At 66.7% G+C, this 14,813-nt stretch carries 12 protein-coding genes; 7 read left to right on the top strand and 5 right to left on the bottom strand.

Annotation, left to right across the window (positions count from 1 at the left end; all coding sequences use genetic code 11):
• Nucleotides 1-5 precede the first annotated feature (5 nt).
• From xdhB to ACTIAO_RS05060, 3 genes are all read right to left on the bottom strand, one after another.
• A complete protein-coding gene (gene xdhB / locus ACTIAO_RS05070) occupies nucleotides 6-2,375 on the bottom strand; it encodes a xanthine dehydrogenase molybdopterin binding subunit (protein WP_441905178.1) in 2,370 nt (789 codons plus the stop codon).
• Nucleotides 2,372-3,847: a xanthine dehydrogenase small subunit gene (locus ACTIAO_RS05065; protein ID WP_441905177.1), complete on the bottom strand. Its 1,476-nt coding sequence runs from the start codon at nucleotides 3,845-3,847 to the stop codon at nucleotides 2,372-2,374. Before ACTIAO_RS05065 ends, xdhB begins: the two co-directional genes overlap by 4 nt.
• A 493-nt stretch (nucleotides 3,848-4,340) precedes the next feature.
• On the bottom strand, nucleotides 4,341-4,961 hold the full coding sequence (locus tag ACTIAO_RS05060) for a hypothetical protein (protein ID WP_441905176.1): 621 nt from the start codon (nucleotides 4,959-4,961) through the stop codon (nucleotides 4,341-4,343).
• Nucleotides 4,962-5,126: 165 nt separating this feature from the next.
• On the opposite strand from ACTIAO_RS05060, the gene ACTIAO_RS05055 reads away from it, so the two are divergent.
• Complete coding sequence (locus tag ACTIAO_RS05055) at nucleotides 5,127-5,267, top strand: hypothetical protein (RefSeq protein ID WP_441905175.1); 141 nt, start codon at nucleotides 5,127-5,129, stop codon at nucleotides 5,265-5,267.
• Between the two features lie 14 nt (nucleotides 5,268-5,281).
• Here ACTIAO_RS05055 and ACTIAO_RS05050 read toward each other — a convergent pair whose 3' ends face one another.
• On the bottom strand, nucleotides 5,282-6,034 hold the full coding sequence (locus tag ACTIAO_RS05050) for an IclR family transcriptional regulator (protein ID WP_441905174.1): 753 nt from the start codon (nucleotides 6,032-6,034) through the stop codon (nucleotides 5,282-5,284).
• A gap of 165 nt (nucleotides 6,035-6,199) precedes the next feature.
• Between ACTIAO_RS05050 and ACTIAO_RS05045 the strand changes: the two genes are divergently transcribed.
• The 4 genes from ACTIAO_RS05045 to ACTIAO_RS05030 all read left to right on the top strand — a co-directional run bounded on the left by ACTIAO_RS05045 (nucleotide 6,200) and on the right by ACTIAO_RS05030 (nucleotide 11,285).
• A complete protein-coding gene (locus tag ACTIAO_RS05045) occupies nucleotides 6,200-7,441 on the top strand; it encodes an amidohydrolase family protein (protein ID WP_441905173.1) in 1,242 nt (413 codons plus the stop codon).
• A 120-nt stretch (nucleotides 7,442-7,561) separates the two neighbouring features.
• Complete coding sequence (gene aceB, locus ACTIAO_RS05040) at nucleotides 7,562-9,205, top strand: malate synthase A (protein WP_441905172.1); 1,644 nt, start codon at nucleotides 7,562-7,564, stop codon at nucleotides 9,203-9,205.
• Nucleotides 9,202-10,452, top strand: coding sequence for a DUF6986 family protein (locus ACTIAO_RS05035; RefSeq protein ID WP_441905171.1), 1,251 nt, complete (start codon nucleotides 9,202-9,204; stop codon nucleotides 10,450-10,452). The genes aceB and ACTIAO_RS05035 overlap by 4 nt, the downstream gene beginning before the upstream one ends.
• 17 nt (nucleotides 10,453-10,469) lie before the next feature.
• Nucleotides 10,470-11,285 (top strand): bifunctional allantoicase/(S)-ureidoglycine aminohydrolase, encoded by an 816-nt coding sequence (locus ACTIAO_RS05030; protein ID WP_441905216.1) that lies wholly within the window; start codon nucleotides 10,470-10,472, stop codon nucleotides 11,283-11,285.
• A 410-nt stretch (nucleotides 11,286-11,695) separates the two neighbouring features.
• Here the strand turns inward: ACTIAO_RS05030 and ACTIAO_RS05025 are convergent, their stop codons facing one another.
• Entirely contained in the window at nucleotides 11,696-12,619 is a 924-nt protein-coding gene (locus ACTIAO_RS05025; RefSeq protein WP_441905170.1) for an endonuclease domain-containing protein, read from the bottom strand.
• Nucleotides 12,620-13,102: 483 nt separating this feature from the next.
• Between ACTIAO_RS05025 and ACTIAO_RS05020 the strand changes: the two genes are divergently transcribed.
• Together ACTIAO_RS05020 and ACTIAO_RS05015 are read left to right on the top strand one after the other, a co-directional pair.
• Complete coding sequence (locus tag ACTIAO_RS05020; RefSeq protein WP_441905169.1) at nucleotides 13,103-13,930, top strand: hydroxypyruvate isomerase family protein; 828 nt, start codon at nucleotides 13,103-13,105, stop codon at nucleotides 13,928-13,930.
• Nucleotides 13,927-14,805, top strand: a complete 879-nt coding sequence (locus tag ACTIAO_RS05015; RefSeq protein WP_441905168.1) for a 2-hydroxy-3-oxopropionate reductase — start codon at nucleotides 13,927-13,929, stop codon at nucleotides 14,803-14,805. The genes ACTIAO_RS05020 and ACTIAO_RS05015 overlap by 4 nt, the downstream gene beginning before the upstream one ends.
• The last annotated feature ends 8 nt before the right edge of the window (nucleotides 14,806-14,813 follow it).

Below are 14,813 nucleotides of genomic sequence, written 5' to 3'. Positions count from 1 at the left end.
TGTCCTCAGGTGGCGGGCGCGAGCTCGCGCTCAGGAACGTCGGCGGATGCCGCATCCTGTGCCGCTTGTACTGCCCAGAACACCGCCTCCGGCGTCGCAGGAGAACCGAGGTCGACTATGTGACCTGCGGGACCGAACTCCGCAACAGCCTCACGGATCGCCTCGCGGGCGCTGAAGGCGAGCATGAACGGCGGCTCACCGACGGCCTTTGAGCCGTAGACCGCGCCGTCCTCGCGGGCATTTTCAAAGAGGCGCACGGTGAACTCCTCAGGCATCTCCGAGAAGCTCGGCAGTTTATACGTCGACGCTGACTGGGTCTGCAGGCGCCCGCGGTTCGGACCATCCGACTCGTCCCAGCGCAGCTCCTCGAGAGTGAGCCATCCGACGCCCTGCACGTACGCGCCCTCGATCTGTCCGATGTCGAGCATGGGGGAGAGCGAGTCACCGACGTCATGGACGATATCCACGCGCCGGATGCGGTACGCACCCGTGAACTCGTCGACCTCGACCTCGCTGGCAGCGCAGCCGTACGCGAAGTACTTGAACGGCGATCCCTGCATGATCTCGGGGTTCCAGTGCAGACCCTCGGTGCGGTAGTAACCGGCAGCGAACAGTTGTACGCGCTGCAGGTACGCGGCCTCGGCCACCTCGGCGAACGTCAGCGCTTGCGTCGTGTTGCCGAGCGCAGTGATGAGTCCGCCCGAGAAGCGCACATCGCGCTCATCGGCGTTCAGCAGGCGCCCCGCGACCGCGGCCATCCGCTCGCGGATCTGCTCGCACGCGTTCTTCACGGCACCGCCGTTGAGGTCGGCACCAGAGGATGCCGCAGTCGCCGACGTATTCGGCACCTTGTCCGTACGCGTGGGGGCGAGTCGCACCTGGTGCAGTTCGAGCCCGAGCGCGGTCGCCGCGACCTGCAGCATCTTCGTGTGCAGGCCCTGGCCCATCTCGGTGCCGCCGTGGTTGATGAGCACCGAGCCGTCCTTGTAGACGTGCACGAGGGCGCCCGCCTGGTTGAAGGCTGCGAAGTTGAACGAGATGCCGAATTTCACCGGGGTCATCGTGAGCGCGCGCTTGACGTGGGCGCTGCTCTCGTTGAACGAGGCGATCTCCGCGCGGCGGGCATCGATGTCGGCCTCGTCGCGCAGCTGGTTCCAGATGGAGTCCAGGCGATCAGCATCCTTCACGAGCTGGCCGTACGGGGTGGACTGACCCGGCTGGTAGAAGTTCTTCTCGCGCAGCTCCAGCGGGTCGATTCCGAGCGCCGGGGCGACGCGGCCGAGGATGTCCTCGATGAGGTAGACGCCCTGCGGTCCGCCGAATCCGCGGAATGCGGTGTTCGAGGTCTTGTTCGTCTTGGCGATCCGGCCGTGCGCGTGCACGTTGGGGATCCAGTACGAGTTGTCGAGGTGGCACAGCGCCCGGCCGAGCACGGGCTCGGAGAGGTCGAGGCTCCATCCGCCATCGCAGGTGAGGACGCATTCCAGTCCCTGCAGCAGGCCGTTGTCGTCGAGGCCGACCTTCCACGAGATGTGGAAGGGGTGCCGCTTGCCGGTCATCGTGATGTCCTGCGTGCGGTTCAGGCGCAAGCGCACCGGACGGCCGGTGAGCTTGGCGCCGAGGGCTGCGATGGCCGCGAACCCGTGCGACTGCATCTCCTTGCCGCCGAAGGCCCCGCCCATGCGCAGCGACTGCACGGTCACCTCGTTGGAGGGGACGTTCAGCACGTGCGCGACGATCTCCTGCGCCTCGGATGGATGCTGCGTCGAGCTCTCCACGAAGTACTGACCCTCGGAGTCGCGGATCGCGAGGGCCGCCTGCGTCTCGAGGTAGAAGTGCTCCTGCCCGCCGAACTCGCTCACGCCTTCGAAGACGTGCGCGGATTTCGCAAGGGCGGATGCTGCGTCGCCTCGCTCGACCGTGCGCGCGATGCCCTGGAAGGAGCCGGCATCGACGGCATCCTGCACGGTGATCAGCGACGGAAGCGGTTCGTACTCGACGGTGACGGCGGCAGCCCCGAGGCGCGCGGCCTCCTGCGTTTCGCCGAGCACCCAGACGAGTGCGTGCCCGTAGAACATCGCCTCATCGGGGAAAAGCGGTTCGTCGTGCTTGATGCCCGCGTCATTGACGCCGGGGACATCCGCGGCGGTGAGTACGCGCACGACACCGGGCACCTCGTAGGCACCGGACACGTCGATCGTGACGCGAGCGTGAGCGTTCGTGGACTGCACCGGCCACGCGGTGAGGACGCCAGCGGTCTGTGCGGCGAGGTCGTCGGTGTACATCGCGGCGCCGGTGACATGCAGCGCGGCACTCTCGTGCGGCGCAGGCTTTCCGACGACGGGGTTCTGGGGACGATCGGCGAGAGCGCTCATGCCGACACCTCCTTCGATTCGATGACGGTCGTGCTGTAGAACTTCAGCAGCGATGTGCCGAGCATGTGCGAGCGGTAGTCCGAGCTCGCGCGGTGGTCCGACATCGGCGTGCCTTCGGCGCGCAGGATCTCGGATGCCCGCTTGATGGTCTGGATGCTCCAGGGCTGGCCGACCAGCGCTTTCTCTGTGGCCACGGCGCGCAGTGGAGTGGCGGCGACGCCGCCCAGGCCGATCTTTGCGGCGGTGACGGTGCCGTCCTCGATATCGAGGGCGAAACCGATGGCGACGCTGGAGATGTCATCGAAACGACGCTTCGCGATCTTGTGGAACGCTGTCGTCGTGGCCAGCGGCAGGGGAATGCGGATGGCGCGGATCAGCTCATCCTTCTCGCGGATCGTCTGCCGGTAGCCGGTGAAGTACTCGGAGAGTTCGACTTCGCGCTCGCCGCGGACGGATGCCAGCACCAGGCGGGCCCCGAGAGCGAGGAGCGCCGGCGGGGTGTCGCCGATGGGGGAGCCGGTGCCGAGATTTCCGCCCATCGTGGCGCGGTTGCGGATCAGGTGAGAGGCGAACTGCGGGAGCAGCTGCGCGAGCAGGGGGATGCGGCCATCGAGGCGGCGTTCGATCTCAGAGAGCGGAAGCGCGGCGCCGATCTCGACGTAGTCGTCGGTCTCGGTGAGAGTGCGCAGCTCGTCGAGCTGCTCGATCGCGACGACGAAGGGCGCGCGCGAGCCACGGATGTTGACCTCGACGCCCCAGTCGGTGGAGCCGGCGACGAGCAATGCGTCGGGCTCGTCCTGCAGCAGCTGCAGGGTGTCAGTGAGAGTCTGCGGGCGGACGAAGCGTGCGCCGTCGATCGTCGTGTCCGTGGCCACAGCAGCGGGGGCCGGCTGGTCCATGCGCTGGCGCATCGGGTCGTCGTCAGTGGGGGAGCCGAGCGTGTACGCGGCATCCCGAATCGGACGGTAGCCCGTGCAGCGGCAGAGGTTGCCGCTCAGCGCGTGCAGGTCGAAGCCGTTCGGGCCGTGCTCGGCGTCGTGTGCGGGGCATCCGTCTTCATGGTCGGATGCGTCAGCATCCGCTCCCGCACGCCCCTTGCGGTAGTACTCCCCGGCCATGCTGCATGCGAAGCCCGGAGTGCAGTACCCGCACTGCGAGCCGCCTGCTTCGGCGAGCTTCTCCTGCACAGGATGCAGGTCATCGCGCGAGCCGAGGCCTTCGGAGGTGACGATCTCCTGACCGTCGAGGGCGTAGACGGGGATGAGGCACGCGTTGGCCGCAGTCCAGGTGGTGCCGCCGTCCTTGTCGGGGGTCGCGAGCAGGATCGCGCACGCTCCGCACTCTCCCTCAGCGCAGCCTTCCTTGCTGCCGGGCAGGCCAGTGGCCCGTAGCCAGTCGAGCGCTGTGCTGTGTGTGGCGGTGCCGGCGAGAGCGCGTCGTTCTCCGTTGACTGTGACGGCGATGTCATTCATGTAGATCTCCTCAGATCCGGCGGTGCTGCGGGGAGCGGGCGCCGATCCGGATCCAATGATGCGAGTCTAGGCGCCCGACGATGCCGGGTGGGGGCCAAACAGATTGTCCTATTTCCGTTATTCGGAAACACTATTCTGTTCCATGGAAATGATATGCCGAGCATCGAGTGCGGTCAAGTGTGGCTGCGGGACTGCTGGAAAGGAGGGAGGCTCCAGTTGCGTCTGCAACTGGAGCCTCCCTCCGATGATGCGAGCTGACCGCCGCGTTGTGGATCGTGTACTTAATCTCCCTAACTATCGACGGGTTGATTCACTTCTGCTCTTGGAGCCAAGAGAAGTCGGCCAGAACAGAACGACCAGGAACAGAACACCCAGCAAGATCTTGACCCAAAGCAGCTCTGGGCTGAGAAGAATTGCTACGGCGATCACGGCGATCGCTAGGACGGTGAGGGCTACTTTGCGACCAATACTCATCTAGAAGCTCCTATTCTCATCACTGCCATTCCACTCCCCAGACTGCCCCTGCGGGGAAGCCCGGAACGGATACCGGTGTGTAGTTGAATACGACCCCACCGGGGGCGAAAGTACCAACGGCGATGCCTATGGTGGCGACTACCTTCGAAACGATGGGCTCCGGGATCCAGATTCCGGCGATCCCGACACCGCCGCCCACAACTCCGAGTGTGGTTCGGGACGCCCAAACACGAAGGCCATACCAGTGGGCCTCCACCTTGGTGACCCCTTCCTTGAACGCGAACGCCTGAATCTCATCGCTGTCGGTTGATCCCGGAGGTGTCATGACTGGAACGAGCGGCGTCCCTTTGCTCTGGAGCGAATCAAGCTGAGTGTTAGTTCCTGCAAGAAGAGAACGCACTTGGTCGATCTCCTCCGTTGTGAGAACAGTGCCCGCACTCGTGTCGAGCACGAAACGTTCGTCGGCGACCGCAATGAAGGGGGTAGCGCGGTCAATCAGCGCTTCCATCCTGGTCGAATTCGTTTCAGCGGTGGATGCGGCGGGTCGATCCAGTTCGCTTCCGGATGCGGTCACTGCGGGCCCCGCAATGAGAACGGCTGTCAGCGCGACGGCTCCTGCAAGCCTGGTTGGCTTCAGCATGCAATCTCCAATCATCGTGTGACCAAATCGGCCGTGGAATGCTTGTGCGTCCAGCCGATCACAGGTCATCGATGACGGCAATCCCCCAAATGGGGGACAAGGTGGGTCGACATCAATGACGACGGCCGGACAACGGTCCCTGGGGTGTGGGCCGTAGGAAACGTCGTGAACGACCGAGCCAATGTCCCGGTCTCACTCGGGCTCGGGTCTCTCGTCGCTGGAGCCCTGAACGCAGAACTCGTCCGAGATGACATCGCACGCGCCGTCGCCTCGGATGACCCGCGTTCGGCGACGGCAGTGAACTGAGCGGATGGTTGCGCTCAGCCTGCGGCGGCAGCGGAGATCTCCGCGACGACGTCTTTCATCACGGGGAACGCCCGGTCGCCGAAGTCGCCGGAGACCCGGGCGACGGGCCCGGAGACGGACACAGCGGTGGGAACGGACATGCCGGGAACGCTGACGGCGAAGCAGCGGACGCCGATCTCCTGCTCGTTGTCGTCGATCGCGTAGCCGCGCTTACGGGTCGCGGCGAGGTCGGCGAGCAGCGCGTCGATGTTCGTGATGGTGTGCTCTGTGTTCGCCGGCATCCCCGTACGAGCGACGATCTCGCGCACCTTGGCGTCATCCATCTCGGCGAGCATCGCCTTGCCGACACTCGTGGAGTGCAGGTTCGAACGCCGCCCGACCTCGGTGAACATGCGCATGGCGTGCGGGGACGGCGCCTGCGAGATGTAGACGACCCGATCGCCGTCGATGGTCGCGAGGTTCGCGGTCTCGCCGAGGCGCTCGACGAGTTCTTTCAGCTGCGGCATCGCAATTTGGCCGAACTTGCGGTTGGCGACCTCGCCGAGGCGGACGAGCCGCGGCCCGAGCGCGTAGCGACGGTTCTGCAGCTGGCGCGCGTAGCCGCGCGAGACGAGGGTGCGCAGCAGACGGTGGATCGTTGGCAGGGGGAGTTCGGCCGCGGCGGACAGCTCGCTGAGAGTGACGTCTCCGCCAGCATCCGCGATCAATTCGAGCAGATCGAAGACGCGCGTGACGGACTTCACCCCGTCCGTGGAACCTGCAGCCATTCCCGTACCTCTCCCCGCGGTTCGAACATCGTTATCCGCATCGCGGAAATGTTTCTCCGTCAGGCTAGCCCATTACGCACATCCAGAGCTTCACGTATCGCTTTAGGGGGTGAAGTCCCCCTAGGTTGAGGACATAAATCAAACCTCGGGAGAATTGCGGTAATCATGGCTACGACGATCCTTCACAACGCTCAACTCATCGATGGTACGGGTGGCGACCCCGTCGCGGATGCCGTGGTCGTGATCGACGACGGAAAGATCACCTGGGCGGGTGCAGCGGCTGATGCCCCTGCGGTCGATGACTCCAAGAACCCTGTCAAGGTCGATCTCGGAGGGAACACGATCACCCCGGGCTTCTTCGACGTGCACGTGCATCTCTCGCTCCCCGGCCCCAGCGGTGGCTCGCCGATGCAGGAGGGGATGGTTCCGCCGTCGTTCCGGTACTTCGAGATGATCGGGCGTCTGAAGAAGACGCTCGCAGCGGGTGTCACGACAGTCCGCGACCTCATGGGCGTCGATGTCGGCGTGCGCAACGCAGTCGAGTACGGCATCATCGAGGGCCCGCGACTGCTGGTGGCAGATCGGATGCTCAGCCAGACCGGCGGGCACGCCGACTGGCACCTGAAGTCGGGTATCGACGGCACCACGCTCGTGGGTGGCGACCTGGTCGACTCGGTCGACGAGGCCCGCAAGGCAGCGCGCGTGCTGCTGCGTGAGCATGTCGATGTCATCAAGATCGCGTCCAGTGGTGGTGTCACCTCGATGAGTGATGAACCGGGCTGGCTGGGCTTCCGCACCGACATGGTCTCCGCGGTCGTCGAAGAGGGCAAGGCGTACGGCGGCGTTCCGGTCGCTGCGCACGCCATCGGCTACGCGGGCATTCGCGCCGCGGTCGAGGGAGGCGTGCACAGCGTCGAGCACGGCTATGAGCTTGATGATGACCTGCGTCAGCAGATGGTCAAGAACGGTCAGTTCCTGGTCCCCACTCTGCTGGAGACGATCCACCCCGACACAGCCACCCCGCAGGCGGCGGCGAAGAGCGCGAAGTGGCACGCGATGGCGCACGAGTCGATCGCCAAGTCGGTCGCGGCCGGCATCAAGATCGCCGTTGGCACGGACGCGGGCCTCGTTCCCGATCACGGCGCGAACCTCGGGGAGCTGCCGCTGCTCGTGCAGTACGGCGGAATGACACCGATGCAGGCGATCGTGGCTGGCACGAAGACGTCGGCCGAGTGCTGCGGTGTGGATGACACCCTCGGCACCATCGAAGCCGGCAAGATCGCCGACATCGTCGTCGTGGCTGGTGACCCGCTTGCGGACATCTCCGTGGTCGCCGACAACGACAAGATCCTGCTCGTGATGAAGCAGGGGCACGCGGCGGTCAACCGCGGCGCGTTCGCTTTCTGAGCGAGGTTATAAGGAGTGCCCCTCTGCGGAGGGGCACTCTTTTGCGTATTCAGGGGTGCGCGAGTCTTCTAGTTTCCGTATAGTGGAGAATCAACTCCAGGATGCGAGAGGATCCTTTCAATGACGAACCAGACCTCAGACGGCTCGATCCAGATCACCCGCGCGCCTCATATCGAGGATGCCGACGACATCCTCAGTGCGGAAGCACTCGCTTTCGTCGCAGGCCTGCAGCGCACATTTGACGAGCGCCGCCGCGAACTGCTGACCGCCCGCACCGAGCGCCGCGATCGGATCGCAGCAGGAGGCACGCTCGACTTCCTCCCCGAGACCGCGGGGATCCGTGCCGCCGACTGGCAGGTCGCCGAGGCCCCCTCTGCGCTGCAGGATCGCCGGGTCGAGATCACCGGCCCCGCCGCACCCCCGAAGATGGCTATCAACGCCCTCAACTCCCAGGCGAAGGTCTGGCTCGCCGACCTGGAGGATGCCGCCGGCCCCACGTGGGAGAACGTCATCGCCGGCATCCAGAACTTGCGCGACGCCGCCCGCGGAACCCTCGCCCACACGTCGCCCGCTGGCAAGGCCTACGCCCTCCGCACCGACGTGCAGCGTCCCACTATCGTCACGCGCCCCCGCGGACTGCACCTGACTGACCGGCACCTGCTCGTCGACGGCCGTGAGGTTTCCGCTTCTCTCGTCGACTTCGGGTTGCACTTCTTCCACACCGCCCGCCAGCTCATCGCGAACGGACACGGCCCGTACTACTACCTGCCCAAGCTCGAGAGCCACCTCGAGGCTCGACTGTGGAACGACATCTTCATCCACGCGCAGGATGCCCTCGGCATCCCTCAGGGAACGATCCGCGCGACCGTCCTCATCGAGACGATCCCGGCCGCGTTCGAGATGGACGAGATCCTCTACGAGCTGCGCGATCACGCCTCGGGCCTCAACGCCGGTCGCTGGGACTACCTCTTCAGCCTGATCAAGGTCTTCCGCGATCGCGGAGCGAAGTTCATCATCCCCGACCGCGCCGACGTCGCGATGACCGCGCCGTTCATGCGCGCGTACACCGAGCTGCTCGTTCAGACCTGCCACCGCCGCGGAGCCTTCGCGATCGGCGGCATGGCCGCATTCGTCCCCAACCGCAATGACCCCGAGGCCACGGCCGCAGCCTTCGACAAGGTGCGCGCCGACAAGAGCCGCGAGGCCGCTGACGGCTTCGACGGGTCGTGGGTTGCGCACCCCGACCTCGTGCCAGTGTGCCGCGAGGTGTTCGACGCCGTGCTCGGCGATCGTCCGAACCAGCTTGATCGTCAGCGCCCCGAAGTGTCTGTGTCGGCGGAGGATCTGCTGGACGTGGCATCCGCCCCCGGCCGCGTCACCGAGGCCGGCCTGCGCAACAACCTCGCCGTCGCGGTGCAGTACGTCGCCGTCTGGCTCACCGGCAACGGCGCCGTCGCCATCAACAATCTCATGGAGGATGCTGCGACCGCCGAGATTTCGCGCTCGCAGGTGTGGCAGCAGGTGCACAACGAGGTCGTCCTCGCCGACACCGGAAACACCGTCACGCCCGAACTGGTCGAGCGGCTGCTCGCCGAAGAGGTCGCTTCGCTGCGCGAGAGCGTGGATGCTGCGACCTTCTCCGCCTACTACGAGCCCGCCGCCGAACTCGTCGCGCGCATCTGCCTCGACGAGGAGTACGTCGACTTCCTGACGCTGCCCGCATACGATCTGATCGTGGAGCCGGATGCCGAGGTCGCTGCATGAGCGCGGTGCTGACCGACGCCGATCGCGCGCGGATCGCTGCGCAGCTTGCCGGCACCGACGACCTGCTCGAGCGCGCGTACCCGGGGGATGACGGATCGCGTCAGCCCGTGCACACCGTCTACGTTCCGGCCGATACTTTCACCCCTGACCTCGCGGCTCGGTGGGGTCAGGCGGCGCTCGCCGCGGCATCCGAAGCCGGAGGACTGGAGGCGCTCGCGTCGCGGGTCGGGATTCGCTCGGACGTGATCCCTTCGGTCGCTGCACGCGTTGCCGCGAAGCTCGAGAGCGAGCCGATCGAAGATCTGCGCCTCGACTTCGAGGATGGGTACGGCGATCGCGGGGACACCGAAGATCAGGATGCCGTGACCGCCGCCACGCGTGTTCACGAGGCTGTCTCGGCGGGGACGGCGCCGCCGTTCATCGGCATCCGATTCAAATGCTTCGAAAAGCCGACGCGCGAGCGCGGGCTACGCACGCTCGACCAGTTTCTCGGGACTCTCGTCGACCTCGGCGGGCTGCCCGACGGGCTCGTCCTCACGCTGCCGAAAGTATCGACGGTTGCGCAGGTCGAGGCCATGGTCGAGGTCGCCTCGCTGCTCGAGCGGGCGCACGGGCTGGATGCTGGTCGCATCTGCTTCGAGGTGCAGGTCGAGACGCCGCAGCTGGTGCTGGGAGCAGAGGGCGCTTCGCCGCTCGCGCAACTTCCGCTCGCCGGTGCGGGACGCATCACGAGCCTGCACTACGGCACGTACGACTACAGCGCCTCGCTCGGCATCGCCGCCGCGTATCAGTCGATGGAGCATCCCGCCGCCGATCTCGCCAAGCAGCTCATGCAGCTGGCGGTGGCCGGTACCGGCATCCGCCTGTCCGACGGATCGACGAACATCCTGCCCATCGGCGACCGTGCCGAAGAGGCGTGGGCGCTGCACGCGCGACTCGTGCGCCGGTCGCTGGAGCGCGGATTCTTCCAGGGCTGGGACATGCACGCGCACCAGCTGCCCACCCGGTACCTGGCCACCTACGCGTTCTACCGCGAGGGGTTCGACTCGGCCGCTGCGCGCCTGAACGCGTACCTTTCGAAGACGCCGGGCGCGGTGCTCGACGAGCCGGCCACCGCCCGCGCACTCGCGTGGTTCGTGCTGCGCGGCGTGCAGTGCGGCGCGATCGGCGATGACGAAATCCGCTCGGCCATCGGTGTCGACGTTGCGGCGTTGACCGCGCTCGCGCATCCGCGGCTCGCCGCCTGACCTATCTATCTGGAGATCTGATGAGCTACTACACACCGACCGGCGGACTGCCGGGCCAGCGCGAGCTGCTGACTGACCGCGCCATCGTCAAAGAGGCGTACACCGTGATCCCGAAGGGGGTGCTGCGCGACATCGTCACGAGCAACCTGCCCGGATTCACCGGGACGCGTTCGTGGATCATTGCACGTCCCATCGCGGGATTCGCGACGACGTTCTCGCAGTTGATCGTCGAGATCGCGCCAGGAGGCGGGTCGTCACGGCCTGAGCCGGAGGCGGGTGTCGAGAGCGTGATCTTCGTCACGGCGGGGGAGTTGACGCTGACGCTTGACGGGACGCGCCATGTGCTCACGGCCGGGGGCTATGCGTTCCTCGCTCCTGGAGCTTCGTGGTCTCTTGGGAATGACGGGTCGGAACCGGTCGGGTTCCAGTGGGTGCGTAAGGCCTATGAGAAGGTCGACGGGATCGATGCTCCGGCATCCTTCGTGACGAGCGACCAGGAGGTTGCACCTCGTCCGATGCCCGACACGGACGAGGCGTGGGCGACGACCCGGTTCGTCGACCCGGACGATCTCGCGCACGACATGCACGTGAACATCGTGACGTTCAAACCGGGCGGCTCGATCCCGTTCGCGGAGACGCACGTCATGGAGCACGGACTGTTCGTCCTTGAGGGCAAGGCCGTCTACCGCCTCAACGACGACTGGGTCGAGGTGGAAGCCGGCGACTTCATGTGGCTGCGCGCGTTCTGCCCGCAGGCTTGCTACGCCGGCGGGCCCGGGGTGTTCCGGTACCTGCTGTACAAGGACGTGAACCGCCAGATCCGTTTGACCTGAGGCTGGGTGCCGGCGGGCGGTGGCCCGGGGCGCGTCTGCGTTGCGCGTCCGGCGCCGGGCGCGTCCGTGTCCCGCGTTGCGCGTCCGGCGTTGCGCGTCCCGCCCAGCCGGCCTCGCCCTACCCGCCCGCGCCGCGCCGCGTATTGGGTTGGGCCAGAAGGTTTTCGCCGCCTCGGTGGCGCGGGAGCGCGGGAAAACCTTCTCGCATACGGGTCAGGCGGTCGGAGGTCGCCTGGCGACGGCGTGTGATGACCGGCTTCGAGTCTTGCGCTCCGCGGCGGCGATGCCAGAAGGTTTTCGCGGCCTGGGTGGCGCGGGGGCCCGGGAAAACCTTCTCGCATCGCCCGCGAGGGACATAGGCCACAGAGCAGGCCGCGCGACTAAGCGGCTCACGTGCGCGCCGAAGGATCTCAGCCGCGTCGCTCGGCGATAACACGGTGGATGCTGGTGATCAGCAGATCCTCCGCCTCGAGGTCTGCTTGGGTGAGGCGGAGGACGATCCACCCCTGGCTCTCGAGATACCGCTGCCGCTGGATATCTTTGCGCCACTGGTCCTTGTCGGTGCGGTGGCCGTCACCCTCGTATTCGATCGCGATCTTCCACTCCGGGTACGCGAGGTCAGTGCGCCCCAGCAATACCCCGCCGGCCCAGACCTCGTGTTGAATGACCGGCTCCGGCAGCCCGTTCGCGATGAGAAGGAGCCGGGTCTCGGTCTCTTTCGGCGACTCGACCAGGTCGCGCGCATGGGGCAGGGCCGCGCGAATCGTGCCGCTGCCCGGAAACCTTCCCCACTCCGCGAGGCGACGGATGATCTCGTCGCGCGTGGCCATCGGCCTGCCCGGCCCCAGGTCGGGATAGTTGGATGCTGTGGTCAGCAGTGCGTCAATCATCGTGATCGCCTGCGGGACGGTGAGATCTTTCGCGCAGGTGAACAGCGTGGCCACCGGATCGATGACCGGGCGTCCCTTGAGGATGCGGGTCTCCGCGCGGCCATCGCGCAGCCGGCGTCCCTTCACTCCCGCTGCGTTGGGTACCGCGCCCGATGACGGGACGATGACGTCGATCGGCTCAGACGGGTCCCATTCCGTGGGCATGGGCATCCCCCAGTCCCGCGCGGCCGTGAACCCGCCGAGACGCTGTCCCGGCTTCAGGCGAAGCACGTAACACCGGACGTAATCGTCGAAGGTCTCCGGTTTCTCCAGCGATCGGACGCCGCGGAACGGCCGGTGCAGATCGGGGGCGCTGTACCGGCCGGGGCGGATACCTGCGGCCTCCGCGCTGCGCACCGAGAACCGTTCGCCCAGGCGGCGGGGGAGTCGGACTCGATGTCGCATCCGTCGATGATGCCGCAGCTGCGCGCCCCGGCATCCCCCGAATACCGCGCCCTGTGCACAACTCACCGGTGCGGCCGACCTGTGGAGAACGAGTCGCGCCCCGCTGCGCCCGCGCCACGCCCGCTCTGCCCAGGCGACGTCATCAGGCGAGAAGGGTTTCCCGGCTCCGGAGGAGTACGCACCCGCGAAACCCTTCTGGCATCCGTTGGCATGGGTGTGAGGCGGCCGCGCCGCGCCCGGCCTGCCCAGACGACGTCACCAGGCGAGAAGGGTTTCCCGGCTCCCAGGCCGCGGAAACCCGCGAAACCCTTCTGGCATCGGGAGGAAGCACCGCCGAGCCACCCGCGCGCCACCGCCCCAGCGACCGCGCCAGCCGACGAACCGTTGACACCTCCGCAATCGTCTCGTACACTTTCATCTAGCAGAAAACAGATTCCGCATTGCGGAAGATGGAAACGAAGACAATCAGACGAAGGAGTCGCGATGACCTACACCGTGAACTGCTCGATCCTCATGACCGAGCTGCCGCTGCTCGAGCGGCCCGCCGCAGCCAAGGCGGCCGGCTTCGACGCCGTCGAGTTCTGGTGGCCGTTCTCGACCTCTGTGCCGCTCGACTCCGAAGTCGACGCGTTCATCGCCGCGATCCGCAACGCGGGCGTGCAGCTGAGCGGACTGAACTTCAACGCTGGCGACATGCCCGCAGGCGACCGCGGCCTGGTGTCGTGGCCGGCACGCGGCAAGGAGTTCCGCGACAACCTCGCCGTCGTCACCGCGATCGGCGAAGCGCTCGGCACCAAGGGCTTCAACGCCCTCTACGGCAACCGCATCGACGGCATCGACCCGCAGGCTCAGGATGCCGTCGCCATCGAGAACCTCGCCGAAGCGGCGGCAGCGGTTGCACAGATCGGCGGCACCGTGCTCATCGAGCCGGTCAGCGGCGCCGACCGCTACCCGCTGCGCACCGCCGCACAGGCACTGGACGTCATCGATCACGTCCACAGCTGCACCGGTGCGAGCAACCTCGCACTCCTCGCGGACTTCTACCACCTCGCTGTCAACGGTGACGATGTCGCCGCCGTCATCGAGGAGCACGCCGGAAAGTTCGGCCACATCCAGATCGCCGACAGCCCCGGCCGCGGCGCACCCGGAACCGGCGAACTGCCGCTCGACGCATGGATCGCCCGCAGCCGCGAGCTCGGCTACACCGGCTACATCGGCCTGGAGTACAAGGCACCGATCGAGACCGCATTCGACTGGGCGCTCACCCCCGCAGACGCGCTCACCTCAGCAAACGAAGAAGGAGCATCATGACCAGCATCGCCGTCATCGGCCTCGGCATCATGGGCCTGCCCATGGCCAAGAACCTCATCTCCGCCGGACACGACGTCACCGGTTTCAACCTCACGCAGGACCGCATCGACGAGCTCGTCGCCGCGGGCGGTAAGGGTGCGAGCAGCATCCCGGATGCCGTGAAGGATGCCGACGTCATCATCACGATGGTCCCGGACTCCCCGGATGTCGCGGCCGCTCTCCGCGGTGACGACGGCATCCTTGCCGGTGCGAAGCAGGGGGCGCTGTGGATCGATGCATCCAGCATCCGCCCCGACGTCGCCAAGGAACTCGCCGAAGAGGCACAGGCCGCAGGCCTCCGCACCGTCGACGCCCCCGTCTCGGGTGGTGAGCAGGGCGCGATCGACGCGGTCCTGTCGATCATGGTCGGCGGGTCGGACGAAGACTTCGCCGCAGCCCTGCCGTTCCTCGAGAAGGCCGGCAAGACGATCGTGCACGTCGGCCCCTCGGGCGCCGGCCAGACCGTCAAGGCCGCCAACCAGCTCATCGTCGCCGTGAACATCCAGGCGCTCGCCGAGGCGATCATCTTCCTCGAGGCGTACGGCGTCGACACGGATGCTGCGCTCAAGGTGCTCGGCGGAGGACTCGCCGGCTCCAAGGTGCTCGACCAGAAGGGTCAGAAGATGCTCGACCGCGACTTCGGCCCCGGTTTCCGCCTCGCCCTGCACAACAAGGACATGGGCATCATCACCGCCGCCGCCCGCCAGGCCGGGATCACCATCCCGCTCGGCGCGCACGTGGCACAGCTCGTCGGCTCGACCGTCCAGCAGGGCGACGGAGGTCTCGACCACTCCGGGCTGTTCAAGCTCACCGCCGCGTTCTCCGGTCGCGAATAGAGCGCGCG

It is taken from the genome of Microbacterium sp., from assembly GCF_052099035.1.
Lineage (GTDB): Bacteria > Actinomycetota > Actinomycetes > Actinomycetales > Microbacteriaceae > Microbacterium.
This window is presented reverse-complemented; position numbering and strand designations above follow the sequence as displayed.

What these genes read in the sequence shown, in the direction of transcription:
- ACTIAO_RS05020 (WP_441905169.1), top strand. Translation starts at nt 13,103, where the DNA reads ATGACCTACACCGTGAACTGCTCGATCCTCATGACCGAGCTGCCGCTG.
- ACTIAO_RS05050 (WP_441905174.1), bottom strand. Translation starts at nt 6,034, where the DNA reads ATGGCTGCAGGTTCCACGGACGGGGTGAAGTCCGTCACGCGCGTCTTC.
- ACTIAO_RS05060 (WP_441905176.1), bottom strand. Translation starts at nt 4,961, where the DNA reads ATGCTGAAGCCAACCAGGCTTGCAGGAGCCGTCGCGCTGACAGCCGTT.
- ACTIAO_RS05015 (WP_441905168.1), top strand. Translation starts at nt 13,927, where the DNA reads ATGACCAGCATCGCCGTCATCGGCCTCGGCATCATGGGCCTGCCCATG.
- ACTIAO_RS05025 (WP_441905170.1), bottom strand. Translation starts at nt 12,619, where the DNA reads ATGCGACATCGAGTCCGACTCCCCCGCCGCCTGGGCGAACGGTTCTCG.
- ACTIAO_RS05045 (WP_441905173.1), top strand. Translation starts at nt 6,200, where the DNA reads ATGGCTACGACGATCCTTCACAACGCTCAACTCATCGATGGTACGGGT.
- aceB (WP_441905172.1), top strand. Translation starts at nt 7,562, where the DNA reads ATGACGAACCAGACCTCAGACGGCTCGATCCAGATCACCCGCGCGCCT.
- ACTIAO_RS05035 (WP_441905171.1), top strand. Translation starts at nt 9,202, where the DNA reads ATGAGCGCGGTGCTGACCGACGCCGATCGCGCGCGGATCGCTGCGCAG.
- xdhB (WP_441905178.1), bottom strand. Translation starts at nt 2,375, where the DNA reads ATGAGCGCTCTCGCCGATCGTCCCCAGAACCCCGTCGTCGGAAAGCCT.
- ACTIAO_RS05065 (WP_441905177.1), bottom strand. Translation starts at nt 3,847, where the DNA reads ATGAATGACATCGCCGTCACAGTCAACGGAGAACGACGCGCTCTCGCC.